Genomic DNA, 25057 nt, shown 5'->3' with positions numbered 1-25057 from the left:
GTTAGATAGAGAGGTGGCACAGATGTGGATCCGAAAGGGAAGGACAAGGAGCGGTTCATCCTAGATAAAATCCGGCAAAATCCGTTTATTTCACAGCAAGACCTGGCAGATCAACTGAGTATATCCCGATCTGCGGTTGCAGGGATGATTGCAGGTCTAGTTAAACAGGGACTAATTCTAGGCCGGGCCTATGTGCTAGCAGATAAGGAACGGGTGGTGTGTATCGGTGGAGCAAACATCGACCAAAAGGCACGCATGGATGGACTTCTTGAGATGAGGACTTCCAATCCAGTCAGTGTCAGTCGCTCCTTTGGCGGGGTTGCTCGAAATGTAGCGGAGAGTCTTTCGCAATTTGAGATTCCCTCTGCCCTGATGACGATTGTGGGTGAGGATGATGATGGGAGAGCCATGTTAGAGGATTGTGGTAGACGCGGAGTCGATATTAGTCTATGCCGAGAAGTGGCAGGGTATCGTACAGGTAACTATACAGCAGTGCTTGACCCAGCAGGAGAAATGTTGTTGGCTTTAGCAGATATGGAAATTTACGAGAAAATGAGTATCTCTATGATTGAAGCTAGCTGGTTTAAGATTCGGTCCTCAGAGATGGTCGTTGTCGATACCAATCTACCGAGGGAGGTGCTCCACTGGATCATTTGTCAGGGCGAGAGTGAATCCATGAAGCTCTGTCTCTTACCAGTTTCTGTTCCGAAGGCGAAACGATTGCCCAAGGACCTTTCAGGAGTCGATTTATTAATTGGGAATAAGGATGAGATCGGGGTAATTGTGGACCAAGAGGTAGTTTCTAAAGCCGAGGCGGAGCGGGCTTGTCAGCGGTTGATCGACCAAGGGGTTACAAAAGCAGTCGTTACTCTCGGTGCTGAAGGAACGGTTTTTCAAGAGGCAGGGGGTACAGTTGGTTGGGTACCCGCAGGTAAGGCGAAGGTGATCGATGTAACAGGAGCCGGGGATGCTTTTGCCACTGGGGTAATCACAGGGTTGTGTCGTGGTACAGGGTTAGCAGAAGCGTGTCAATTAGGTGCATCCTTGGCAAAGGCTACCTTGGAAGTGGAGATGAGCGTAGTGGCGATGATGACAACAGATGGTCTGTTGAAACGATGGGAGGAAGAGTACCGTGTTTAATGATGAGATCATCGTGCTGTCTAGAGAAGTGAAGGAAGCGAAGGAGCAAGGTCGTCCGCTCGTTGCGCTGGAGTCGACAATTATTTCCCACGGGATGCCCTGGCCTGAAAATGTGGAGACGGCGCTTGAATTAGAAGCAGAGATCCGAGCACGGAGAGCAGTACCGGCGACGATTGCTATATTGGATGGGAAAGTGCGTGTGGGATTAGAAGAGGAAGAGATTCATCGCTTAGCGAAGAGCAACGATGTGATGAAAGTGAGCCGGAGGGACCTTCCCTATGTAATCTCTTCAGGTAAGGATGGAGCCACAACGGTAGCGGCTACAATGATTATTGCAGAGTGGGCGGGGATCTCGACCTTTGCCACGGGGGGGATTGGTGGAGTCCATCGAGAGGGGGAGAATACCCTCGATATCTCTGCTGATTTAGAAGAGTTGGCTCGTACCAATGTTGCCGTTGTTTGTGCAGGAGCGAAATCGATCTTGGACATCGGCTTGACACTAGAGGTATTGGAAACCCGGGGAGTGCCCGTGGTAGGAATCGCTACCGAGGAATTCCCCGCCTTTTACTCCCGTAAAAGCGGTTATGCTGTGAATCTCTCCTTAACTGAACCCATGGAGATCGCTCGGATGTTGCAAGTGAAGTGGGAAATGGGACTCACAGGAGGTGTCGTGTTAGCTCAACCAGTGCCAGAAGAAAATGCACTCGATGAGAAAGAGATGGACGATATCATTCAGCGAGCGTTGCAAGAGGCAAAAGTCAAGGGGATCAGTGGTAAGGATGTCACGCCTTTTTTACTGGGTCATGTGAAGGATCTAACAGCAGGAAAAAGCTTATCGACCAATATCGCTTTGGTTAAAAATAACGCCCGACTAGCAGCGGATATAGCTGTAGCACTTCATCAACTTTCCAGTGAGAAAAAGGTTTTGCAGTGAAAATGTTTTAAGCTGTGTCTACCTATTGTTGAAAGGATGAGCCCCTCGATCAAGGGCTCATCCTTTCATTTGAATCGTGGAGGCAATCCGCATTAGTTCATCGGATTCATAAATCGCTACTCCCTGGGCCTCGCTCTGGGCAATCGTGAACATTGCTTTGGCAACGGTATTACTATGAATGGCCCGATATTTTTTAAGAGGGCCCTGCATGATAGGAGATAGTCGAGGCATCCATTTACCAGCAAATAATTCTCCTGCTCGTTTCTCTTTCCTTTCTCCCAAAAGGAGGGAGGGGTGAAGGATATGAAGAGCAGGAAAATGGAGCCTCCGTAAAGAGGCTTCTAATTCACCCTTGACTCGATTGTAAAAGAAGAGAGAGTGGGGATCAGATCCAACGGCGGTGATTATAAGAAATCGCTTAGTCTGATGCTGTTTGGCCAATCGAGCAATGGCTAGAGGATACTCTAAATCTACTCGGCGGAAGGCTTCTTGGGTTTTTGCTATTTTGATGGTAGTTCCTAAGCAACAAAAGACATCCTCTGCGGGAAAGGAGAGATCCTCCTCTTCCAAGTAGTCGAAGTTGACAATGCATTGTACTAGTTTTGGATGATGGATAGGCAATTCACGGCGGAGAAGCAGGGTTACTTTATTATAAGCAGGTGATTCCAACAGCAAAGGAACGAGGTTGCTTCCGACAAGGCCACTAGCTCCTGCTACCATAGCGTGTTTTTGAGTCATGGTACCCTCCAAATGTATAGTAAGAGTGGGGGATTGATAGTGGGGCCCCCGAGCCGACAGTTTCTCGTATGATACAATAGATTTAGGCAAAGAGGAAGAAGAGAACCTTTCTATGGATAAGTTGGAATTATTTTTTTAATTAATGTGCAACTTTTCAGATGGGATTATCGTCTGATATGACAGGAGGGATGGTCGTGGTCGAAGCGGATTGGGTGGAAGATGCTCGACAGGGTGACCGAGAGGCCTTAGCCCGATTGCTGAAGGAAGTGGAAGGCCCTGTCTACCGTACCGCTTACTACATGTTGGGAAATGAACAAGACGCGTTGGATGCTTCTCAAGAGGCACTCTTACGTATCTATCGTAAACTATCAAGTTTTCGAGGAGAAGCCCGATTCGAGACATGGGCACAGCGAATCGCTATCCATGCGGCTATCGACATCTCGCGCAAACGTAAACAAACACTTCCCTATAAGGATGAAATTGAACCCAGTGGGAGTGAAGGAATAAAAAACTCGGTTGAAAGTGGGGGAACGGTAGCAGACGTTCATGAGGCAATTGGCCGCTTACAAGAAGCAGAACGAACCGCTGTCGTTCTGCGCTACCTTCAAGATTATACCTATGATCAAATAGCTGAGGCGATGGATATGCCTGTTGGGACGGTGAAATCGCATTTATTCCGTGGGCGGAAAAAGTTAAAAGGTTGGCTGGCGGATTATAAGGAAGGGGGGGTGCTATCATGAGGTGTGAAGCGTATCAGGAGTGGATACAGCGGCAATTGGACAATGACTTAACGTCCAGTGAAGAGCAGGAGTTGGAGAACCATGTGCGCTCTTGTCCCCGTTGTGCAGAAGAAAGAGCAATACTCCTAGATCTATCTTCCCAATTAAATAACCTCCCTGATGTAAAGCCCAGCTTCTCACTCACGGAAGCAGTAATGACGCAGATTGCTGCCGATGATAAGGTAGAGGAACAAAAAGAGAACAGACAAGATAAGCAGGAGTCTATCCATCGTCATCCCATACAATTAAAAGACTCGCCTCTGAAACGGAAGCGACGTTGGTGGTGGCTTGGAGGAAGTGCTATCGCTGCTGGCATCATGGCTATCCTCTTTCTTCCGTTGATACTACCAGCACCTAATGACCATTCCAATCAAGGGCAACCGTCAAACCCTCCTTCTTCCAAAGGTTCAAATAGTGGAGGATTAGGAATTCAAAGTGAAGGGGATGCACAGAAGGTGAATCCAAGTGAGGATTCATCGGCTAATAAAACTTCCTCATCCAACGGAACCTATAAAGCAACGATAAGTAATCAACAGATAGTAATTTTAAACCAATCAGGTAAAGAGGTTTATCGATCCAAATCCCTATCCAATAATGAACGTGTCGCAAAGATGGATTGGCAAGGGAAGGATCAATTAACTCTATGGGTGCGTTCTACGGAAGGAAATAAGGGCCAACGTGGGGAGATTGTAACCATCAACCTACCCTCTAAAACAGAGAAAAGAAGCCCCTGGCGATGAGGAAAGGAGAAGATAGATGGATTCTAAACTGGCTCGGGAATTAAAGGCGGGGGAAATCGCCCCCGTTTATCTTTTTTACGGAACCGAAACATTTTTGATCGATGAAGGATGCGCTGAGGTTGAGAAGCAGGCGCTTTGTGGAGAAAGTTCCGAATGGAATCGAACCGTATTGGACCTTGAAGAAGTTTCAATTCAGGACTTGGTTCGTGAAGCGGAAACTCCATCCTTTTTTGGGGGTCGGCGGGTAGTCATTGGTAAAAATGCCTGGTTCCTTACAGCTATACGGGTGAAGGAAAAGGTGGAACATCAACCGGAAGAGCTTCTCCGTTATGTAGCCGACCCATTGATGGAGAATGTGCTGATCTTAACGGTTCCAGCAGAGAAACTGGATGCTCGTAAAAAAGTGGTTAAGGAAATGAAAAAACATGTGCGCGAAGTAGCTTGTCAGCCACTTGCACCAAAAGCTCTCCTTGCCTGGGTAAGCGCTCGTCTGCAACAAGCAGAGGCCAGGGTACATCCCCAAACGGTAGAACTCTTGATCCAACAAGTGGGTGGTGATTTGCGTTTATTGGCTATGGAGATTGATAAGTTAACTACCTATGTAGGAAAAGAGCGAACGATTACACCGGAGATCGTGAATGAATTGGTTCCTCGTACCCTGGAGCAAGATGTATTTAAATTAGTGGATCGAGTTTCCAGGCGGAAAATAGGGGAAGCCCTAGCTATTTTTTATGACCTTGTTGATAACCGCGAAGAGCCGATTCGCATTCTCTCGCTCATTATTCGTCAGTTCCGCCTGATGCTTCAAGTGAAGGTATTAGCAGAAGAGGGGAAGGTAGAACGGGAAATCGCTACGGTGCTCAAGGTTCACCCCTATCCAGTAAAATTGGCTCTCCAACAAGCTCGCACCTACTCGGAAAATAGATTGCGAGAGCTACTCTTTCGCTCCATCGATGCCGATGACGCAATTAAATCTGGACGTTTGGATAAAATTTTAGCTGTTGAACGGCTCCTTTTGTCTATGTCAGAAAGAACTCGTGTGGAAAGTTGATTTTTCATAGGGTTAAAACCATCTATATGTTTTCAATCATGGCGATCTTTTGATGATAGATGGTCATATTTTTTATATAAGAACTACTTTAGGATTTTGCGAACGAGAATCCTCCCCAATATGGGTCGATTCAATGAAGCGAGAAGCTCTGCCATTTCTAATGGCGAGTAGTTCACCTTGACTTCTTTGGGTAATAAGTGATTTCCGTACTCTTATGGGGAAGCAAATGTTTGGAGGTGAGAGGGATGAAAGTCGTTAGTGGATGCTTTGCAGGGATTCACTGTACTTATAAAAAAGGGCATAATCGCGTGGATGAAATTCAACGATTAGTAAGAGAGGGAAAGGCGATCCCAGTCTGTCCAGAGCAACTAGGTGGCCTATCCACTCCGCGTCCCCCAGCGGAAATAATTGGCGGAGATGGGGACGATGTTCTAGATGGTAAAGCAAAGGTGATAGACATTCACGGGAAAGATGTGACCGATGAATTTATATCCGGTGCTGAAGAAGCTCTCCAAGTAGCGCTCTCGATTGGGGCAACAGAGGCTTTATTAAAGGAGAGTAGCCCTTCTTGTGGTAGCTGTAAGATTTATGATGGAACCCATACCGGGAAGAAAAAGGAGGGTATCGGTGTCACAACCGCTCTCTTTCGTCGCCATGGTATCATAGTCGCCTCAGAGGAAACGTGGAATGAGGAGGAGAAAACGGAGTAGCAGGTTGATGAAGAATGAACCCAGCTTGGGAGATTGAAGAGACGGTCTGCTAAAATTTAAGTGGCTAAGGGAGGAAAGTAGTCTGTTTCTTGAGTGAAGGAAGATAACCTTTGATAAATTAAGAGAGCATTAATCAAAAGTATGAGGAAACTCATGCTTTTTTTGTGAACACCCCAAGCATCGGAATAGACCTATTAATTATTATAGTAGTATTGCTTATCACTTAGCTGACGAAATTCTAGAAATAAAGGGTCAATTTGTTCAAGTTAATGGTGCTCTGTTTGGAGGTAATGACTTCACGGCAGCCTGTCTTAATATGAACCGATCTGACTCGGCAGCTTTAATAATTCCTAAATATGTACAGCTTGGAATTATGCCAGAAAACCCTTTCCAAAGGCTCAATGAACAAATTGTAGGGAAAGCTATTATAAAAATTCTTCACTTAACCAATTTATTATCCATGGAAAATAAAAGGGCTACTTCATGGGCCTTGGTGGAGAAGTAGATAGACTATTATTTTCGTTGTTCGCAAGTGCTCAAAAATCACTTAGACTCTCTTATTAAGTTACAAATGGAATACAATATAGATAAATCATCTCTCCATTGGAGAGATGATTTAAAAGGGATTCTTACTACTTCGATTGTTTCTTATGTATTATTTTTCGGTATTCTATTATTTAATTTAATAAATGAAGCTAGAGCTATTGAAATTATAGAATCTTTTGTATCTAAAGCAACACAAAATCCCACTAGACAAGTTCTTCTTATAGCCGTTGCATTTTCTCCGTTAGTTGAATCTGCAAGTGGATTTGGTTTAGCAATGATTGTAATTGCTCCTATATTAATTGCGTTAGGTTTTGATAAATATAAGGCAGTATTAATTTCTTTATTAAGCTTAACGGCAGTTCCTTGGGGGGCTTTGGCAACGGGAACTGTTATTGGATCTAACTTAACTGAGTATCCTTTAAGTAAATTGGGTACAGGTAGCGCAATCCTTTCTGTTCCTACTTTTTTTTATTTTTCGTTTTTAATGGTCTTAGTAAGCGGAGGATTTTACGCTTTACGTAAACATTTTTGGGAAGTTATTTTAGTTAGCAGTTCTTTATCACTTGCCGTATGGTTTTTTAATTATTATGTAAGTGTAGAATTGGCAGGTGTTTTTGGAGCCATTATAGCACTATCCGTAGAATTGCTACTGATTCGCATAACCCAAAAGAAAGCAACAATATTAGGAAAGTTAGATTCTAGTTCCTCTATTATTCGCGCTATGAGCGCTTACATCCTATTGATTATACTTTTGTTTATAACTCGCACGTTTCCTCTATTAGAAAACAACCTAAAGGAAATATTGGTATTGCAATTACCTAAATACGACTTCACACTTCCTCTTTTGTATGCTCCGGGATTCTATCTATTATTGGTCTGTATATATGTCGTATTTATATATAAAGTATCAACATCAATGATTAAAGAATGTATCATAAAAACAGTAAAGCAATTAATTCCAGTGCTCTTGTCTACATTAGTATTTGTGGTTATGTCTCAGATTATGGATAAGGCGGGAATGACTCAGATACTTTCAAGTACTGCAGCCACCTTTATGGGGTCAACATTTATATATATTTCTCCAATTATTGGGGGGCTCGGAGGTTTTCTTACTGGGAGCAACACAGGATCTAATGCTATGTTTATGAATTTACAATTGAAAACAGCCCAACATCTACATATGAGCCCTGACCTCTTTGCATTTGCACAAAATACGAGCTCTTCGCATTTAACCATGGCTTGTCCATCCAGAGTCGTATTAGCTACCACCATCGGAAAAATTCCTGAACATGAAAATCAATTGCTACGTACAATAACTCTAGTTGGTATAGGTACCCTAATTCTTTTAATAGTTGAAGTGGCACTATGGAAAATGATTTTATAAGGATGCAGGGATATAAAAAGACTCCCATGATAAATATGGGAGTCTTTTTATATCTTACAAAACCTACTACGCCCTTCAGGATTGGGATGAAAGTGAACATTTGCAAATGTTCGCTATGCAGAATCCGTTCTTCCTTCTCAAAACCCTGATGATGAAGAAATTGAAGCTGTAGTATGAAGTGCTTTTAATTAACGGAGACCTCCGGGAATGGCTAACCAGCATGTGTAGTAGAGGGTTGATAGCCTTACTGTCATATGCCTACCCTTGCCTCTCTAAGCAGAGGCGAAGGCTTCCCACCACAAAAAAGTTTCAAATGATGCAATGCCCGTGTGCATCCTACATATAGCAAGCGTGCATGGAATGGATCATCTGGGTAGCGATCTTGATCTACATCGGTCAAAATCGCCCCATCAAATTCAAGCCCCTTTACTAGATAAATGGGGATGATGGATATGCCTCCCTGATAGGTAGCTTCTCCAGGTGTGAGAAGATGGACGGACTTTCCTTGATCCAGGAGTGCTTGATGGAGGTTCCGTGCATCGTTTTCTGTGCGGGTGATCACTGCGATAGTACGACAATCTAGGGATTTTAACTCATCAAGAGCCTCCATGGTGTGCTTGATAAGCTTGTTGGAGGTGGAGCGTACATCCACTGGAGACCCGCTACGAAAAACAGGTTCAGCGGGTTTGACATTGCCTCGATAGGGCTGGATGATCTCATTGGCAAAGTTGATAATCTCCATGGTGGATCGGTAACTGCGGTCTAACTGATAGTAGCCCTGTTGTTGCTCCGAAAAAAGATCAAGAATTTCCTCCCACCGAGTAATTCCCCGTCCAGGTACGATGTTTTGGAGAAGATCACCAAGGATCGTAAAGGAGCCTAGAGGACAATGTTTTTGTAATAATGCGGTTTGAAAGGAAGAGAAGTCTTGGGCTTCGTCTATGACGATGTGATCGAAACGATCCTCAGGGAAGATCCCTGTTAGACGGCGTTGGATGAGAAGAAGTGGGGCTAAATCCTCTTCCTTCGGTTGCCATTTTCGAGGAAGTTCTTCATTGGTTAAGGTACGTAGTAGTTGGCGATAGAGCCGGAGAGGCGTGGGTTTAGGCCATAGCTTCATATATGCTTGTAATCGTTTATTGGCTTGCTTTTTCCATTCTCCACGCGGATCTATACCCCGGATGGAGGTGTGCTCTGTTTCTATCCATCGTTTTATCCGTTTTTGGACCCTCTCTCGGCGTTTAAGTAGAGGATAGTGGCGGTATTCGCGATCATACCAATCTCGGATGGTCTCTTTGGATAATAGTGCTCCTTCCCATGCCAATAGATCCTTAGCAGGAAGTATAGAGGATTCATATTGATCCAGTGTCTGTTCAAGCTGATGGAGAAAATCTATGGACTCTTTATATCGGACTTGCGAAGAATCCTCGGATTGCTGATCTTGTTCAAATCGATCCCGGGCAACCTTTGCTGTATCGGGGAGTTTGATGGATGTACCAAGGATTTCTAAAGCCCAGTCATTAAAGGTGGTTTGTTGAATGTCGCCAACGCCAAGCTCGGGTAATACATCGGATATATAATCAAGAAACATACGGTTGGGAGCGAAGACAACCATTTTCTCGGGCTTCATCCGGTCTTGATAGTGATAGAGGAGGTAGGCGAGTCGATGAAGGGCTACGGTAGTTTTTCCACTTCCAGGCACTCCTTGAATCACCAATGCCTTTTCACGTTCAGCACGGATGATCGCATCCTGTTCGGATTGAATCGTTGATACGATATCTCGAAGGCGATGGTCTTTACTTTCTTCGAGCCGGTAAAGGAGAAAGTCATCACTTGCTCCTCCACCGCTTTTTTCATCACCCTCTACATAGCTATCTACGATGCGTTCCAGGATTTGTTCATGAATGGCGATATTCCTTTTGAGCCTTACGGTACCTGTGACCGTCTCTTCAGGGGCTTCATAGGAAGCTGTCTTGGATTGCCCTGTAAAAGAATAAAAGAGGCTGGCGATAGGGGCCCGCCAATCGATCACTAACGGATCTTTACCATCGGCACCTTCCACACCAGCCTTACCGATATAGAGTGAAGCAGTTGTTTCGGAGCTCTCTGGCTTAAAATCCAATCGTCCAAAGTAGGGTGCTGGAGCTGCTTTCTCCAATCGTTTCCGTTGCTGTTGACGTTGCTCATCTAAAACATGTTCTACAATGTCCTTGCCGTGATAACGAGGAATTAGGTCAAGGGTTGCTCGTTGTCTTTCCATTTCCTTAATCGTCTCCGCTAGCTTATCGTTTTCCAATTTTTTAATCGTATCCATCGAAAAACCTCCCTTCATCAAAAAAACGGAAGGTAATTGTATAGCTTTTCGCTTATACTGTCAATGGATTTCCCTAAAGATTTGATTTTGAAAAGAAGATATATCTGAGATAGATGGAGGAGCAACCTTGGGCGCAACGAGTGGACTACTGTGAAAAAGGGATTTCCATGGCTTGGGCCATCAATTTTGGAAGATCGGTGTTCTCATGCAGGCCATTAAAGAGGTAGGAACCTACTCCAAAAGCGTATAAGGGGACATCTTGCCCAGTGTGAACGTGAGTGGTCCAGCCAATGAGTGCATAGTTGCTGATGATGTCATTGATTGTGGTGGCAAGGTGGGGGGATGCTTGGATTTTGGCCGCTTCTTCAGCGGTGATATCGATTCCGGCATAGGCCTTGATGATCTGTTGAGCATTATCCCGAGCTGGGGTCAGTTTTTTGGCCATGGTTTCCCCAGTAGCGGTGATATTCCTGAGAAGTTCAATGTTAGCTTTGTATTGATTATAGCCACCGACGGACATTCCGCCCGTTTCATGATCCCCTGTGATAACGACAAGGGTATGGCCATCCTTTTTTGCAAAATGGATGGCTTTTTGTGCCGCCTTTTCAAAGGCAGCAATTTCATTCATGGACCAGGTAGAATCATGGGCATGTCCCGCAAAGTCGATCTGAGAGCCTTCAATCATGAGAAAGAAGCCTTTTTTATTGGTGGAGAGAGTGTGGATTGCTCGGGTAGTCATTTCCGATAAGCTAGGTTCCTTAGTCTCTGGACGGTGGAGTTCTGGTGAGAGGTGGCTATTAGAAAAAAGACCTAACAGCTTACTGCCTCGAGTATGTTGAAGTTGATGACGAGTTTCGATGAATTGATAGTCTTTATTTTTAGCCTCTTTAATTAGATTACGTTGAGGTTGTTTCCCCCCTGCTGACTGGGGCAAAAAAAACTGTTTGCCGCCACCGAGAAGGACATCTACCTTAGGAATCAGTTGTCGAGCGATATCACTTTCCTTTGCTCGGGCCCCTACATGAGTGGCAAAGGCGGCAGGTGTAGCGTGGGTGATTGTAGAGGTACTAACTAAACCTGTACTTTTTCCACAACGGTTGGCAGCTTCAAGGATGGTTGTTAACTTCTTACCCTCCGAATCCACACCAATCAACCCGTTATTCGTTTTGGTACCAGTAGCCATAGCTGTTGCTGCAGCAGCGGAATCCGTCACCTTAGAATTAGCGGAGTAGGTACGTTGCATTCCAACAAGCATCGCGTCAAAAATGGTTTCTTTTCCTTTAAACCATCGGTAGTTCGTTGCCTGGGATGAAGAGAAGCCATCGGGGATAAGGAGGATGACATTTTGTGCATGTTTCTCCCGTGTCTGGGCGTGGACAGGACTGGATTGATGATCATGGATCAAGAAACTTGTGAGAAATAGTATCGTAGCAATCGTAATTTCAGTCCATTTTTTAGACAATCCGGTCACCCCAAATGGTCATGATTTTAAAAGATAAATACTCGATCAGGCTAGAAAATACGTTGATAGCATGCGTATTACACATAAAAAATATAATGTGATCGAGATAGAAAAAGAAGCTACACCATAATTTGGTAGCTCCTCAATGAACATCATTCGGTTTCACTATATTTTTTTACCTATCACTGGAGGCTGAGGTTTGTTGGAGTAATCGTTGATATTGAAGATACATGGCGATGCGCCAAGGTAGAAGCATGCCAAAGGCAAGACAAAAGAAAATACCCGCTGTCTGGGGGATTGTGATAAAGCTTTGTACATATTCGTGGGCCAACATACGGACAGTGAAGAGAGCCAAAAGGATCCAAATAAAGGTTTTGGATCGTTTTAGATACACATCCCCATCAACCACTTCAAAGTGTGAGGTGCGGATTAAAGGAGTAGCGAAAAAAAGTGCTCCTAGGCAAAAAGAGATTATCGCCCAGCTAATTGGGATATGAAAAGGTGGGTAAACAAACATCAGAAAGCCTGTACTCATGCCCAGTGGTGGAATAAGTATTTTTTTAGCGTCAGTGGGTCGTTTGGATGCACGAAGGCGAATGAAAATAAATGAGAGGGCGACGATGAGGGTGCCTATTGTAATCAGCCAATGAAATTTTAGAGGAATAGTGGATCCCATCATTGCGAACTCCCTTCATACGAAAATAAAGTTGCTTTCTTACCTTTATTATACCACTCGCACCAATAAAGTTGACTCATCAGCCCAAATTGTGGACAAAATAGAGAAAAGCGTTGCATCGAGAAGATCCTAAAGTTACAATAGGAAAAATAATGATGCAAAAGGCATAAACGATGAAGGAGAAGAGTAGCGTGGGTGAGTTGCCCAGAGAATCGGCGGATGGTGCGAGTCGATCAGCTCCCTACGTGAATGGGCTCCGGAGTTTGTCGACCCGAAGGGCTATGGGATGGCCAAGGGAAGACCGGTAGCTGGCCGATATTCAGCATATGAGCGTGCTCCGTGGATGCGGAGTGAACTTGGGTGGTACCGCGAGCAAAACTCGTCCCTATTTTGGGGAGGAGTTTTTTATTTTACAAAGAGGAGTTGATGGGAATGGCCCGTGTATTTTCTGGTATGCAACCGACAGGGGTCTTGCACATAGGGAACTATCTTGGTGCTTTAAAGCACTTTATCCCTTATCAAGAGAAGGACGAATGTTTTTTCTGTGTGGTGGATCTTCATGCCTTGACGATCCCTGGAGATCCTGAGGTTCTACGTAGAAAGAGCATTGAATTGGCTGCTCTTTACATCGCCGCTGGAGTAGATCCCAACAAAGCAACTCTCTTTTTACAATCCAATAACTCCGCCCATGCAGAGGCAGCTTGGTTGATGCAGTGTGTCGCGAAGTTTGGTGAACTAGGGAGGATGACCCAGTTTAAAGATAAAGGGCAGGATTCAGAGTCGGTAACAACAGGACTTTTTACCTACCCTGTGCTGATGGCTGTGGATATTCTCCTCTACAAGACCGATGAGGTGCCTGTTGGTGAGGATCAAAAACAACACCTAGAGCTAGCACGCGATTTGGCCGAACGCTTCAATCGACAGTATAAGGAGATTTTCACCATTCCAGAACCGCGCATTCCCGATACAGGGGCACGGATCATGGGCCTGGATAATCCTGAGAAAAAAATGAGCAAAAGTGCATCGACTCCGGCTAACTATGTAACCTTGCTAGAGGATGAAAAATCGATCCTGAAGAAATTTAAGCGGGCGGTTACCGACTCCGATACAGAGATTCGTTTTGATCCTGAACAAAAAGCAGGGATTAGTAATCTCTTATCGATTATGAGTGTTGTGACAGGCAGATCGATTCCGATATTGGTGAAGGAGTATCAAGGAAAGGGCTATGGTCACTTAAAGGTGGATACTGCTGAAGCAGTGATTGAAACCCTACGTCCGATTCAACAACGCTACCACCAGCTCATGCAAAGTGGAGAGATTGAGGATATTTTAGCTCAGGGTGCTGTAAAAGCCCGTGAAGCAACCCATGAAACATTGGGAAAAATGAAGGATGCTATGGGACTGGTCTCCTTTTGATAGAAATCATGTGAAAGCGGCTTTTCTCGGGTGAGTAGACGAGGAGGAGTCGTTTTTTTTGGAATGTCGCTTAGCAGGAGAAGTACCCGCGAAGGTTTCTGCTCTGATGGGGGGCGTATTAAGTTTTTTCTTTTTTTGTAAAGGAAGGATTAAAATAATATTGAATATTTGTTAATAGTAGCATGTATCTCGCCATCATGTTGTTATGACGGGGTTAATTTACTGCTTATGAGTGATGGGGATCAACTATTTTTAAGGGGGTTATTAGCAATCATGGGTATGAATCGTTTTTTACTAGCAGGGCTTGTATCGGTGTTGGTGGGGGCTTGCTCAATAGGATCTGTCCATGCAGAGCCTTCATCTGTAAAGAAACCACCTCAGGATGCTGCTAAGTTGGCTAAAAAAGAGCAGAAAATTCAACCTAGTGTGGATTTAACCCCACTCACCGATGCCAAGAAGAATAATGAGCCCATTATCATGGTGCATGGACTTGGTGGATTTGATGAATTGTATGGATTTCAATACTGGGGAGGCCTGTTTGATATTAAAAAGGATTTACAAAAGCAAGGCTATCAAGTTTATGCAGCGGATATTGGCACTTTCTCTAGTAACTGGGATCGGGCGGTAGAATTGTATGCTCAGATTAAAGGAGGGCGTGCAGATTATGGAGCTGCTCATGCAGAGAAATATGGGCATGCACGATATGGAAGAAGTTATCCAGGGCTTTATCCAGAATGGGGAGAAATCAACCAAAAAACTGGGAAAGTAAATAAGGTTCATCTCATTGGTCATAGCATGGGTGGGCAAACTGTGCGAACATTGGTTCAGTTGTTGGAGCAAGGGGACAAAAATGTAAGCGCTTCCATAGGTGGTGAAAAGGCTTATACAAAGGACAGTAGTCTTTCCTCGCTGTTTAATGGTCAGCGCAAGTCATGGGTTTCCAGTGTACTCACGATCTCAAGCCCCCATGATGGTTCTACGTTGACCCGAAAGGTAGGGTCGATTACAGGTTCCTATGCACAACAAATGATTGGAGCCTTTGCGGCTGCTGCAGGCAACCGAGAAGTATTGGATTATGATTTTAAAATGGATCAATGGGGATTGAAAAGGGAACCGGGTGAGTCCTTTGAAAGTTATATGAAAAGAGTAAGCGAAAGCAGTATTTGGAAGAAAAGCAAAGATACCAGTGAATGGGAACTCAACCCATCTGGCGCGAGAGAATTAAATAGTTGGGTGAAGACGCAACCGGATGTTTACTATTTTTCTGTCGGTACAGAACAAACTTATAAAGATCCCATCACTGGACATGAAGTTCCAGAGGTGCTAATGAACCCTGTATTGTACCCAACATCCTTATATATAGGGAAACATGAGGAAGAGTTTGATGGGATTGTCGTGAATAGCCAATGGTTTAAAAATGATGGATTAGCAAATACGAATTCGATGGATGGGCCATCATTAGGTTCCACAGATGAGATCCTACCCTACAAGGATAAACCCCAGATTGGAAAGTGGAACTTTCTTGGTGATATGAATTCCTATGACCACATGGATATCATCGGCTGGGGAATTCGTGACATGAGACCATGGTATCGTGATACAGCCGCATTTCTTTCTTCCTTAAATGTTGAGTAGGCGTATTCGCCATGAACTACAGAGGTAACCCACTTAAAAGCAAGGAAATCGGCATGTCTATAAATAAAAAGAGTATTCAAACATAGCAATTTCCCCGAATTTCGTGGTTAAGTGTGCAAAAGCGCCCGTATGGGTGCTTTTTTATGCGTTTTAGTCATAAAAGCAATCAAATCTAAGGATAGAAGGGGTGAATACCCTGATTTCCACTGTTGCAACGCCCCCGTCGGATATGTGTATAATGAAGGCGGTTTCCAATTAGACATTCGCATGGGAAGTAAGATGTGAGTGGCTCTGATAAATAATGAGGATAATAAAACGATAAACGAGTCGCAGCTGGAGGGAGCGCGGAATGGAAGCAGACACGGGGAATCCATGGCAACGATTTCATGGACCCAACCTGGGTTATGCTCAGGAACTTTATGAACAGTATTTAGAAGATCCGTCTTCTGTAGAGAAGCCGATGCAAGAGTGGTTTAAAACTTATGGAGCACCTCCTGGTATGGGGGGAGCTGGTCGCGAGCCGGTGACAGGACTACCTACAACCGTTGAAGTGATGGGAAATGCTTCGTATTTGCAAAAGGTTGTGGCTACTGAGAAACTGGTTAATAGTATTCGAATTCATGGTCATATGGGAGCAAAGCTTGATCCCCTGAACTACCATGAACCTGATAAACGCTTATTACAACCTGAGGCTTTTGGGCTAACGAATGAGGACTTGGAAACGATCCCTGCTGAGGTTATTCTTACAGATCCACCAAAGGGTGTGAAAACGGCCCAGGACGCCGTATGTCATCTACGGGATCTGTATACTCGCACCATCGCTTTCCAATTTAGTCATGTCCATGACCCGATTGAGCGTGAATGGTTATATAAGCGAGTAGAGTCTGGTCTCATCCCACGGGTCAATGCAACGAAGAAGGCTGAGGTTTTGAAGCGACTGATTGCTGTTGATGAGTTTGAGAAGTTCCTACATCGTACATTTGTTGGGCAGAAGCGCTTCTCTGTTGAAGGGTTGGATATGCTAGTTCCGTTGATGGATGAGATTATCCACTGCTCTGTCAATGAGGGTGTTCGCTCCATTAACATCGGGATGGCACACCGGGGTCGCTTAAATGTATTGGCTCATATTTTGGGTAAGCCCTACGAAAAGATTTTCTCTGAGTTCCATCATGCACCCAATAAAGATCTTGTCCCATCTGAAGGGTCGATGGGTATTAACAGTGGATACACTGGTGATGTGAAATATCATCTTGGAGCAGACTGTACAGTGGAATCTGCACAAGTGGCATTGGCGAACAACCCCAGTCACTTGGAGTATGTGAATCCAGTTGTTGAAGGTTACACGCGGGCAGCGCAGGAAGAACGGGATGCACGCGGCTATCCTGTACTGGATGTTAGCCGCGCCTTGACGATTTTGGTTCATGGTGACGCTGCATTCCCAGGTGAGGGTGTCGTAGCTGAAACCTTGAACTTTGATCGTCTACCTGGTTTTCAAACGGGTGGTTCTATCCATATCATTGCAAATAACTTACTCGGATTTACCACCGATAGTAGTGATTCGCGTTCCACACGGTATGCGAGTGATTTGGCAAAGGGGTATGAGATTCCGATTGTCCACATAAATGCGGATGATCCTGAGGCATGCCTTGCGGCTGTCAGACTCGCTTGTGAATACCGTACCAAGTTCCAGAAAGATTTCTTGATTGACTTAATCGGGTACCGCCGCTTTGGTCACAATGAGATAGACGATCCAACTTCTACTCAACCACTGCTGTACAAAAAAGTACACAATCATCCTACCCTGCGCACTTCTTATGCTAAAACTTTGATCACTGATGGAGTGTTGACAGAGGAGGATGTAAAGGCAGCGGAAAAAGAAGTCCTGGATCGACTGCAAGAAGCCTATAAAGTCGCCAAGGGTAAGCGGAAGAATGGCAATGGCCAAGAGGCTTCTTCAAAAGCGCCGAAGCTGATCGGTGAATTGAAGACCGGGGTAGATATCGATCTCCTTCGTGACATCAACGAGGAAATGCTTAAACGTCCTGAGGAGTTTAATTCTCATCCGAAACTGGAGAAGGTGTTGCAACGGCGTAAAGGCGCACTCGATGGTGAAGGGGCTATCGACTGGCCATTGGCTGAGAGCCTAGCGATTGGCTCTATCCTAGCGGATGGAACCCCGATTCGATTTACAGGCCAGGATTCCGAACGTGGAACATTTGCTCAACGCAACTGGGTGTTGCATGATCCCGAATCTGGAAAGAAATTTTGTCCCTTGCATCAACTTCCCCAGGCGAAGGCTTCCTTTGCTGTGCACAACAGTCCATTGACTGAGGCGGCGGTCATCGGATTTGAATACGGCTATAATGTGTACTCCCCGGAAACGCTGGTAATATGGGAAGCGCAGTATGGTGATTTTGCAAATGCTGGACAAGTAATCATGGATCAATTTGTATCTGCAGGTCGAGCAAAGTGGGGACAATTGTCCAGTCTTGTCATATTTCTACCGCATGGATATGAAGGTCAAGGTCCAGAGCATTCCAGTGGTCGATTGGAACGTTTCCTCCAGATGGCAGCTGAGAACAACTGGACGGTGGCCAATGTGACCAACGCGGCACAGTATTTCCACCTCCTTCGTCGACAAGCGGCTATCGTGAATACAGAAGATGCTCGTCCGCTAATCCTAATGACACCAAAAAGTTTGCTGCGTAGTAAGCGGACGGTTGTTAACGGTGAAGCTCTCCAAAACGGTTCCTTCCAATTTGTTTTAGAACAATCGGGCTGGGTGGAGAAGGCAAGTGATATAAAACGTCTCATCCTAGCTAGCGGTAAAGTAGCTGTTGATCTGGAAGAGATGGCTGAGAAGGAAGGGCGAGCAAAAGATGTGCACGTACTGCGTGTCGAACAGCTCTATCCATTCCCTGAGAAAGAGATTAAAGCAATCCTCAAGAAATACTCCCAAGCGAAGGATCTAGTATGGGTACAGGAAGAGCCGCGAAATATGGGGGCTTGGACGTATATGGAATCCCGCCTTCGCGGTGCTGCTCCACGAGGGGCAAAAGTAAGTTACATCGGTCGTCCAGACCGCTCCAGTACAGCGGAGGGTAAGCCCGATATCCACGAAGCAGAAAAAGGACGCATTCTGCGGGAAGCATTAAAAATCTAAGGTAACGAGACTCAGGAGGGAATCGATGTGAAGGAGATCAAAGTCCCTGAATTGGCGGAATCAATTACTGAAGGGACCATCGCCAACTGGATGAAAGCAGCAGGGGACTCCGTGGAAGAGGGAGAAATTCTCCTCGAGCTGGAGACGGATAAAGTTAATTTGGAGATTAACGCTGAGGAATCTGGGGTTCTAAAAGAGATCGTGAAGCAAGAGGGTGACACCGTAGAGGTGGGTGAAACCATCGCTATCCTTGATGTAGGTGGCCAAGCTTCCGAGAAGAAAGAAGAGCCGAAGGAAGAAAAGAAGGAAGAAGTGAAAAAAGAGGAGTCCGACTCCAAAAAAGAACCAAAAGAAGAAACCTCCTCGGATACTGAAGAAGAGTCTCATTCCTCCCGCATTGCCTCCCCTGCCGTACGGAAATTGGCTCGGGAAAAAGGGATTGATCTAGATGAAGTGCGTACTGCTGATCCTTCAGGCCGAATCACCGTAGAAGATGTAAATAACTACCGTGAAGGAAAAGAAGCTGCACCTGCTAAGAAAGCAGAGCAACCAAAAGCCGCAACTGACCCGAAAACAGAAGAAAATGGTCGTCCCGCTGAACGTGTACGGATGACTCGTCGTCGGCAGACCATCGCCAATCGTTTGGTTCAGGCACAGCATGAAGCTGCAATGTTGACCACTTTCAATGAAGTGGACCTCACCCGTGTGATGGAGATTCGGAAACGACGTAAAGAAGCCTTCAAAGAACAACATGAAGTGAACCTTGGCTTTATGTCCTTCTTTGCTAAGGCGGCAACGGCTGCCCTGAAAGCTTACCCACGCCTGAACGCAGAAATTCAGGGGCAGGAGATGCTTCTGAAGAAATACTATGATATCGGTATCGCTGTTTCTGCTCAGGAAGGGCTGGTTGTTCCGGTTGTCCGGGATGCAGACAAGCTTTCCTTTGGTGAAATTGAAAAAGAAATCGTGCGCCTCGCAGGTAAAGCGCGCAACAACACACTTACCCTGGATGAGTTGCAGGGGGGAAGCTTTACGATTACTAATGGAGGTGTCTTCGGTTCTCTCTTGTCTACCCCGATCCTCAATGCTCCCCAAGTAGGGATCTTGGGAATGCACAAAATTCAACAGCGTCCGATCACTCTCGAAGATGGTAGCATTGAAAGTCGCCCCATGATGTATTTGGCACTTTCTTATGATCACCGGATCGTGGATGGTGCAGAAGCAGTCTCCTTCTTGGTAAAAATCAAGCAACTCTTGGAAGATCCAGAACTGCTGATGTTGGAAGGTTGAAGAAAGTTCTAGGAGAACACTTCTCTCCGGATGGAGAGGGGTGTTTTTTTTAGAGAAAGGGAGTAAAGGAGGATGAAATAAAGATGGCTTGGGAAACGATCGTACAATTTTTAGGAGTGGCTATCCTCCTTACCGTTATGCCAGGACCCGATAATCTCTTTGTCATTGCCCAGAGTGTCTCCCATGGGAAAAAAGCAGGTGTGATCATTGCCCTCGGGCTTTGTTCAGGTGTTATCCTTCATACGTTAGCCGCAGCCCTTGGAATATCCGCGGTGCTATATTCCTCTGCTTTTGCTTTTCAGGTCATCAAATTTGCTGGAGCTGCCTATCTACTCTATCTTGCTTGGCAAGCATGGAAGGAGCCAGCAGGTGCTTTGATAACTGGTGATGCACCAGCCCTTAAACCAGGTGCCCTTTTTCGGCGTGGGATATTGATGAATGTACTCAATCCAAAGGTTTCTCTTTTCTTTCTTGCGCTACTTCCCCAGTTTGTTACCCCTGGTAGACCAGAGGCTTCGCTGCACATGATTTTCTTGGGGCTGGTATTTATGGTGCAGGCCATCTTGATATTTACCTGCTTTGCGCTATTTGCTGGGAGTGTTGGGGTAAGATTATCAAACCGACCTGGAGCAGGTGGGGTAGTGAAAAGTGGGAAAGTGATGTTGTATGCTTTGCTTGGAATACGCCTAGTTTTTGTAGAGAAATAATTTCATTTCTATAAATTGGATAACAATTTATCGTGGTAAAGGATCTAAGCAATATCGTATACTATTCGGGTGTGTGTAAAAAATGAATGGTAGTTAGGGTGGGGCATATCAATGCAAGTGTCAGCAGAACAACAACTTAAAAAAGAAATCGGCTTTACAGTTGCCTTAGCCCTTGTGGTAGGTACGGTGATCGGTTCAGGAGTGTTTGTCGCCCCTGGAGCTGTGCTGAAAGAGGCTGGTAGTTCTTCGATGGCACTATTGGCTTGGTTATTGGCTGGTCTTCTTACCATGGCCGGTGGATTAACCATTGCTGAAGTGAGTACGCAAATTTTTAAAACGGGTGGACTTTATGTTTATCTTGAGGAAGTCTATGGAAAAACCGTCGGCTATCTCAGTGGGTGGATGCAAACAGTTATCTACAGCCCGGCAGTTATTGGTGCACTAGGTTTATATATGGGCTCTTTGGTAGCTGGCTTATTTAAGTGGTCAGAGCAATGGAACATTTGGATCGGGATTGGAACCGTTGTGTTCCTTGCAGTAGTTAATAGCCTGGGTACTCGTTTTGGAGGTATCTTACAAACGGTGTTGACTGTGGCTAAATTGATTCCAATCGCGTTAATTGTCGTGTTTGGGATCTGGCAGGGAGAAGCTCCTGTGTTGGGTGGAGAGAGCGGTTTTTCTGGCGGAGGTAATTTGGGAGGCGCAATCTTAGCTTGTCTCTTTGCCTATGATGGATGGATTATAGTTGGGACCGTTGCAGGTGAAATGAAAAACCCTGCTAAATTGCTTCCGAAGGTAATTTTTGCTGGTCTTGCATTGGCTACTGCGGTTTATCTCTTGGTCAATGTCGCTTTATTTGATGTATTATCCCCAGAGAAAGTAGCAACATTGGGAGCAAACGCAGGGGGCTCTGCTGCTGAAATCCTCTTTGGAGAGATTGGTGGTAAACTAATTACAGTCGGAATCATTGTCTCGATTTTTGCCACATTAAACGGGATGATCCTTGGATCTTCACGGATCCCCTTTGCTATGGCTGAACGAGGTCAACTCCCCTTCTCCAAATTCCTTTCACGAGTTCATCCTATATCCCGTGTACCTGTTGTGGCGATTGCCTGTCAAGTAATGATCGCTATTGGATTGATGTTGGTTAGTAATCCAGATAAACTGGCACAGATCTCTGTTTTCGCGATCTTTATCTTTTATATCCTCGCATTTTTTGCAGTCTTTATCCTTCGTCGCCGTAATAGGGGGATAAAACGGCCCTATAACGTGCCACTATACCCATGGATTCCAGTCCTTGCGATCCTGGGGTCAAGTTTTGTGGTCGTGAGCACCTTGCTGACACAACCACGAGATAGTTTGATGGCTATTGGAATCATGGTGATTGGACTGCCGATTCTCTGGTGGTTGGAAAGAAAGAATAAACATTAAAGAAGACAGGCATAAAAGCATCTATTTCCTTCGTGTGAGTGAAATAGGTGCTTTTTATATTGGTTACCGAACCCTTTCGTAGAACATCCTAAACTGGATAGTCTCTTAAAAAAAGAGCAAATTAATTGATAGAGGAAGGGAAAAAGTAGGAGAATGTTTAATTTACTGAAATAAAAAAAGATGCAGGGGCTTGGGTTGAATCAGGCTTCTGGTGGAGAAGAGGTGTCAGGGTGGGAAAGTGGTTACGAAAAAATGGGGTTACAACAGTTTTGCTGATCATTATCCTACTTCTTTTGGTAGTACGTAAGTTTATTCTAGCTCCATACATCGTTCATGGTCATTCGATGCTTCCGCTATTAAACACAGATGAGCGAATCCTAGTTAATACCTGGGTTTATAATGTCGATAAGCCTAGATACGGAGATGTCATCGTCTTTCGGGCCACAGAGAAAGAAAAATACATTAAACGCGTGATTGGTTTACCAGGTGATACCGTAGAAATAAAAGAAGGTAAAGTATATCGCAATGGTAGAAAAATAAAGGAACCTTATCTGGTTGGACGTATTATTGGTGCTGCTCCACCTGTGAAAGTATTGCCTGATCATCTATATGTCCTGGGAGATAACAGAAACAATAGCAAAGATAGTCGTCAATTAGGATTAATTAGTATGAGAGAGGTTGTTGGGCGTGCGGATTGGGTATTAACCCCTCTGGATCGCTTTGGTGAATTGGCCAATAATTGAAAAATCCTTATAATAAAGCAGCCTTAGGGCTGCTTTTGCTGTGAGATTCGATAGGGGGTACAATAGGGAAGGATTTTATAGAGAAAGTAAATAAAAAGAGGGGGAGCCGATGATCGAAGAATGGATGGATGAACTCGATGAGAATATGAATGTGGTTGGAACCAATACACGAACCGAAATACATAAACAAGGCTTATGGCATCATACCTTTCATTGCTGGGTAATAAGGAGGGGGGTAAAAGGAGAGCGTAAGGTCCTATTTCAATTGAGAAATAAAAACAAAGAAGCTTTTCCAGGAAAAATGGATGCTTCTGCGGCGGGACATTTAGCGGCTGGGGAACTTCCCTATGATGGAGTTAGGGAGTTGCGTGAAGAGTTGGGGGTACTAGTGGAAAGAGCGGAGCTTCATTTCTTAGGAATTGTTCAATGGGAGAGTGAGATGAGTGAAGGATGGATGGACCGAGAATTTTGCCATCTTTTCTTATGGGAGACGACTCTGGCCCTAGAAGATTTTCACCCAGATCAAGGAGAAGTAGCAGGCTTGTTTGAAACAGAGTGTTCTGAGATGGTGGATTTTCTACGGAAGGAGCGAGGGAATCTACAGGCTACTGGATTTGTCTATGAGGGTACACGACGACAATTTGAACACCGATGCCTCACAAAGGAAGAATTCTGTCCATTTTCGGAGGAGTACGATCTTCTACTGACAGAAGCGCTTTCCGCAGGTTCATCCTAGAGAAGCATGTTGATTCGAGCAGGAACATCACCGAGTGTGATCGTAGCGCATTGGCAATCTTATCGTTTTTTATGGCCGATAGGCGAGGTCGTTTGGTGAAATCAGGCAGGATTCCGTTGGGGTAGAGAAGAAAAGATCACAATCGTGATAAAATAGCAGAGGGGAGAAAGAGGAGAGCTTCTAACCGATAGAAAAAGAAATATTATTTTAATGCAAATGAGGGAATACGATGTCTTTTCAAAAAAAACTTGAAAAATATGCGGAATTGGCCGTTAAAGTAGGAATTAACGTACAACCCGGGCAAACACTGGTCGTTAACGCCTCGATTCAAGTTGCGGACTTAGTGAGAAAGATTGTGAAAAAGGCTTATGAAGCGGGTGCAAAGCATGTATATGTAGAATGGCAGGATGAGATCTGTACTCGTTTAAAATACGATGGTGCACCTGATGAAGCCTTTGAAGAATTTCCAATGTGGAAAGCGGCGGGTATGGAGCAGATTGCTGAACAGGGGGGTGCCTATCTTTATATCGAATCGTCGGATCCAGAATTATTGAAGGGAGTCAATCCTGAACGAATTAGTGCGGCGGCCAAAGCGGCAGGCAGCGCTTTGAAAAAATTTAGAGAGTACACTCTTTCTGATCAGATAAGCTGGTGCATTCTTGCCGCGTCTGCTCCTGCTTGGGCGAAGAAAGTATTTCCGAATAAGGGTGAAGAAGAAGCGGTAGAAGACCTATGGGATGCGATATTTCAGGCAACGAGAGTGGATCAAGAGGATCCAGTAGCGACCTGGAATGAACACAATGCCAACTTGCATGAAAAAGTTGCCTATTTAAATGAAAAACGGTACAAAAAGCTACATTATAGTGCACCAGGTACCGAACTAACCGTAGAATTATCGGATACACATATCTGGACTGGAGGAACTGCAGTAAATAATCAAGGAAATTGTTTCAACCCCAATTTGCCTACGGAGGAAGTATTTACGACTCCACTGAGAAATAGAACACAAGGGTTTGTTCGTAGCACCATGCCATTAAGTTACAAAGGAAACTTGATCGAAAACTTCGTCTTAGAATTTGAAAATGGACGTGTTGTCAATTACCATGCTGAGACAGGGCAAGAGACTTTAGATCAAATGATTGGGCTGGATGAGGGTGCTCACTACCTTGGAGAAATTGCTCTGGTCCCCCATGATTCACCCATATCCAATTCTAACCTGATCTTTTTTCATACCTTATTTGATGAAAATGCTTCCAACCATCTAGCAATTGGTGCTGGTTTTCCTTCCTGTATTGAAGGTGGTACAGAGATGTCTAAGGAAGAGCTCAGGGAAGCAGAAGTTAATGATAGCATGACCCATGTTGATTTTATGATCGGTTCAGCGAGCATGGATATTGATGGTGAGACAGCTAGTGGTGAAAGAGAGCCGATCTTCCGTAAGGGAAACTGGGCATTTTAATGG

At 44.8% G+C, this 25057-nt stretch carries 20 protein-coding genes and 1 other annotated feature; of the genes, 16 read left to right on the top strand and 4 right to left on the bottom strand.

Annotated features, from left to right (window positions below; translation table 11 throughout):
- The first annotated feature begins 24 nt into the window (after positions 1-24).
- Both BLV90_RS09440 and BLV90_RS09435 read left to right on the top strand, forming a co-directional pair.
- On the top strand, positions 25-1140 hold the full coding sequence (locus tag BLV90_RS09440; RefSeq protein ID WP_091739818.1) for a PfkB family carbohydrate kinase: 1116 nt from the start codon (positions 25-27) through the stop codon (positions 1138-1140).
- On the top strand, positions 1133-2074 hold the full coding sequence (locus BLV90_RS09435; protein ID WP_091739815.1) for a pseudouridine-5'-phosphate glycosidase: 942 nt from the start codon (positions 1133-1135) through the stop codon (positions 2072-2074). Before BLV90_RS09440 ends, BLV90_RS09435 begins: the two co-directional genes overlap by 8 nt.
- A gap of 57 nt (positions 2075-2131) precedes the next feature.
- Here BLV90_RS09435 and BLV90_RS09430 read toward each other — a convergent pair whose 3' ends face one another.
- A complete protein-coding gene (locus BLV90_RS09430) occupies positions 2132-2812 on the bottom strand; it encodes an oxidoreductase (RefSeq protein WP_091739812.1) in 681 nt (226 codons plus the stop codon).
- 188 nt (positions 2813-3000) lie between these two features.
- Between BLV90_RS09430 and BLV90_RS09425 the strand changes: the two genes are divergently transcribed.
- From BLV90_RS09425 to BLV90_RS09400, 5 genes are all read left to right on the top strand, one after another.
- Positions 3001-3552, top strand: coding sequence for an RNA polymerase sigma factor (locus BLV90_RS09425; protein ID WP_091739809.1), 552 nt, complete (start codon positions 3001-3003; stop codon positions 3550-3552).
- Positions 3549-4331 (top strand): anti-sigma factor family protein, encoded by a 783-nt coding sequence (locus BLV90_RS09420; RefSeq protein ID WP_091739806.1) that lies wholly within the window; start codon positions 3549-3551, stop codon positions 4329-4331. Before BLV90_RS09425 ends, BLV90_RS09420 begins: the two co-directional genes overlap by 4 nt.
- 16 nt (positions 4332-4347) lie before the next feature.
- Positions 4348-5382, top strand: a complete 1035-nt coding sequence (holA, locus tag BLV90_RS09415; protein WP_091739803.1) for a DNA polymerase III subunit delta — start codon at positions 4348-4350, stop codon at positions 5380-5382.
- Between the two features lie 245 nt (positions 5383-5627).
- Entirely contained in the window at positions 5628-6092 is a 465-nt protein-coding gene (locus BLV90_RS09410; RefSeq protein ID WP_091739799.1) for a 2-thiouracil desulfurase family protein, read from the top strand.
- 571 nt (positions 6093-6663) lie between these two features.
- Complete coding sequence (locus tag BLV90_RS09400; RefSeq protein WP_143035028.1) at positions 6664-8022, top strand: L-lactate permease; 1359 nt, start codon at positions 6664-6666, stop codon at positions 8020-8022.
- Positions 8023-8272: 250 nt separating this feature from the next.
- Here the strand turns inward: BLV90_RS09400 and BLV90_RS09395 are convergent, their stop codons facing one another.
- From BLV90_RS09395 to BLV90_RS09385, 3 genes are all read right to left on the bottom strand, one after another.
- Entirely contained in the window at positions 8273-10336 is a 2064-nt protein-coding gene (locus BLV90_RS09395; RefSeq protein WP_245726306.1) for a HelD family protein, read from the bottom strand.
- Positions 10337-10481: 145 nt separating this feature from the next.
- On the bottom strand, positions 10482-11807 hold the full coding sequence (locus BLV90_RS09390; protein ID WP_425433873.1) for an alkaline phosphatase: 1326 nt from the start codon (positions 11805-11807) through the stop codon (positions 10482-10484).
- 166 nt (positions 11808-11973) lie between these two features.
- Positions 11974-12474 carry a CcdC family protein gene (locus tag BLV90_RS09385; protein ID WP_091739784.1) on the bottom strand — a complete coding sequence of 167 codons (501 nt, stop codon included), beginning with the start codon at positions 12472-12474 and terminating at the stop codon, positions 11974-11976.
- A gap of 164 nt (positions 12475-12638) precedes the next feature.
- Positions 12639-12864 (top strand) — a binding site (T-box leader).
- A 42-nt stretch (positions 12865-12906) separates the two neighbouring features.
- Here BLV90_RS09385 and trpS point away from each other — a divergent pair.
- From trpS to BLV90_RS09340, 9 genes are all read left to right on the top strand, one after another.
- Positions 12907-13890 carry a tryptophan--tRNA ligase gene (gene trpS, locus BLV90_RS09380; RefSeq protein ID WP_091739780.1) on the top strand — a complete coding sequence of 328 codons (984 nt, stop codon included), beginning with the start codon at positions 12907-12909 and terminating at the stop codon, positions 13888-13890.
- A gap of 273 nt (positions 13891-14163) precedes the next feature.
- The gene (locus tag BLV90_RS09375) at positions 14164-15525 is read left to right on the top strand and encodes an esterase/lipase family protein (RefSeq protein WP_091739776.1); all 1362 of its coding nucleotides are present in this window, start codon (positions 14164-14166) and stop codon (positions 15523-15525) included.
- Positions 15526-15874: 349 nt separating this feature from the next.
- Positions 15875-18688: a 2-oxoglutarate dehydrogenase E1 component gene (locus tag BLV90_RS09370; RefSeq protein ID WP_091739771.1), complete on the top strand. Its 2814-nt coding sequence runs from the start codon at positions 15875-15877 to the stop codon at positions 18686-18688.
- A 27-nt stretch (positions 18689-18715) separates the two neighbouring features.
- Complete coding sequence (gene odhB, locus BLV90_RS09365; RefSeq protein WP_091739766.1) at positions 18716-19978, top strand: 2-oxoglutarate dehydrogenase complex dihydrolipoyllysine-residue succinyltransferase; 1263 nt, start codon at positions 18716-18718, stop codon at positions 19976-19978.
- 83 nt (positions 19979-20061) lie between these two features.
- The gene (locus BLV90_RS09360) at positions 20062-20685 is read left to right on the top strand and encodes a LysE family translocator (RefSeq protein ID WP_091739759.1); all 624 of its coding nucleotides are present in this window, start codon (positions 20062-20064) and stop codon (positions 20683-20685) included.
- Positions 20686-20796: 111 nt separating this feature from the next.
- Complete coding sequence (locus BLV90_RS09355) at positions 20797-22116, top strand: APC family permease (RefSeq protein WP_091739753.1); 1320 nt, start codon at positions 20797-20799, stop codon at positions 22114-22116.
- 230 nt (positions 22117-22346) lie between these two features.
- On the top strand, positions 22347-22859 hold the full coding sequence (gene lepB / locus BLV90_RS09350; protein WP_177167981.1) for a signal peptidase I: 513 nt from the start codon (positions 22347-22349) through the stop codon (positions 22857-22859).
- Between the two features lie 109 nt (positions 22860-22968).
- Positions 22969-23595, top strand: coding sequence for an NUDIX hydrolase (locus BLV90_RS09345; protein ID WP_091739741.1), 627 nt, complete (start codon positions 22969-22971; stop codon positions 23593-23595).
- A gap of 229 nt (positions 23596-23824) precedes the next feature.
- Positions 23825-25054 carry an aminopeptidase gene (locus BLV90_RS09340; protein WP_091739735.1) on the top strand — a complete coding sequence of 410 codons (1230 nt, stop codon included), beginning with the start codon at positions 23825-23827 and terminating at the stop codon, positions 25052-25054.
- Positions 25055-25057 lie beyond the last annotated feature (3 nt).

The sequence above is a fragment of the Marininema mesophilum genome (assembly GCF_900106775.1).
GTDB classification, from domain to species: Bacteria; Bacillota; Bacilli; order Thermoactinomycetales; family DSM-45169; genus Marininema; species Marininema mesophilum.
This window is presented reverse-complemented; position numbering and strand designations above follow the sequence as displayed.

Excerpts from the sequence above, each read along its gene's own strand:
- BLV90_RS09430 (WP_091739812.1), bottom strand. The coding sequence starts at position 2,812 with ATGACTCAAAAACACGCTATGGTAGCAGGAGCTAGTGGCCTTGTCGGA.
- BLV90_RS09425 (WP_091739809.1), top strand. The coding sequence starts at position 3,001 with ATGGTCGTGGTCGAAGCGGATTGGGTGGAAGATGCTCGACAGGGTGAC.
- BLV90_RS09420 (WP_091739806.1), top strand. The coding sequence starts at position 3,549 with ATGAGGTGTGAAGCGTATCAGGAGTGGATACAGCGGCAATTGGACAAT.
- holA (WP_091739803.1), top strand. The coding sequence starts at position 4,348 with ATGGATTCTAAACTGGCTCGGGAATTAAAGGCGGGGGAAATCGCCCCC.
- BLV90_RS09410 (WP_091739799.1), top strand. The coding sequence starts at position 5,628 with ATGAAAGTCGTTAGTGGATGCTTTGCAGGGATTCACTGTACTTATAAA.
- BLV90_RS09400 (WP_143035028.1), top strand. The coding sequence starts at position 6,664 with ATGGAATACAATATAGATAAATCATCTCTCCATTGGAGAGATGATTTA.
- BLV90_RS09395 (WP_245726306.1), bottom strand. The coding sequence starts at position 10,336 with ATGGATACGATTAAAAAATTGGAAAACGATAAGCTAGCGGAGACGATT.
- BLV90_RS09385 (WP_091739784.1), bottom strand. The coding sequence starts at position 12,474 with ATGGGATCCACTATTCCTCTAAAATTTCATTGGCTGATTACAATAGGC.
- trpS (WP_091739780.1), top strand. The coding sequence starts at position 12,907 with ATGGCCCGTGTATTTTCTGGTATGCAACCGACAGGGGTCTTGCACATA.
- BLV90_RS09375 (WP_091739776.1), top strand. The coding sequence starts at position 14,164 with ATGGGTATGAATCGTTTTTTACTAGCAGGGCTTGTATCGGTGTTGGTG.
- BLV90_RS09370 (WP_091739771.1), top strand. The coding sequence starts at position 15,875 with ATGGAAGCAGACACGGGGAATCCATGGCAACGATTTCATGGACCCAAC.
- BLV90_RS09360 (WP_091739759.1), top strand. The coding sequence starts at position 20,062 with ATGGCTTGGGAAACGATCGTACAATTTTTAGGAGTGGCTATCCTCCTT.
- BLV90_RS09355 (WP_091739753.1), top strand. The coding sequence starts at position 20,797 with ATGCAAGTGTCAGCAGAACAACAACTTAAAAAAGAAATCGGCTTTACA.
- BLV90_RS09345 (WP_091739741.1), top strand. The coding sequence starts at position 22,969 with ATGATCGAAGAATGGATGGATGAACTCGATGAGAATATGAATGTGGTT.
- BLV90_RS09340 (WP_091739735.1), top strand. The coding sequence starts at position 23,825 with ATGTCTTTTCAAAAAAAACTTGAAAAATATGCGGAATTGGCCGTTAAA.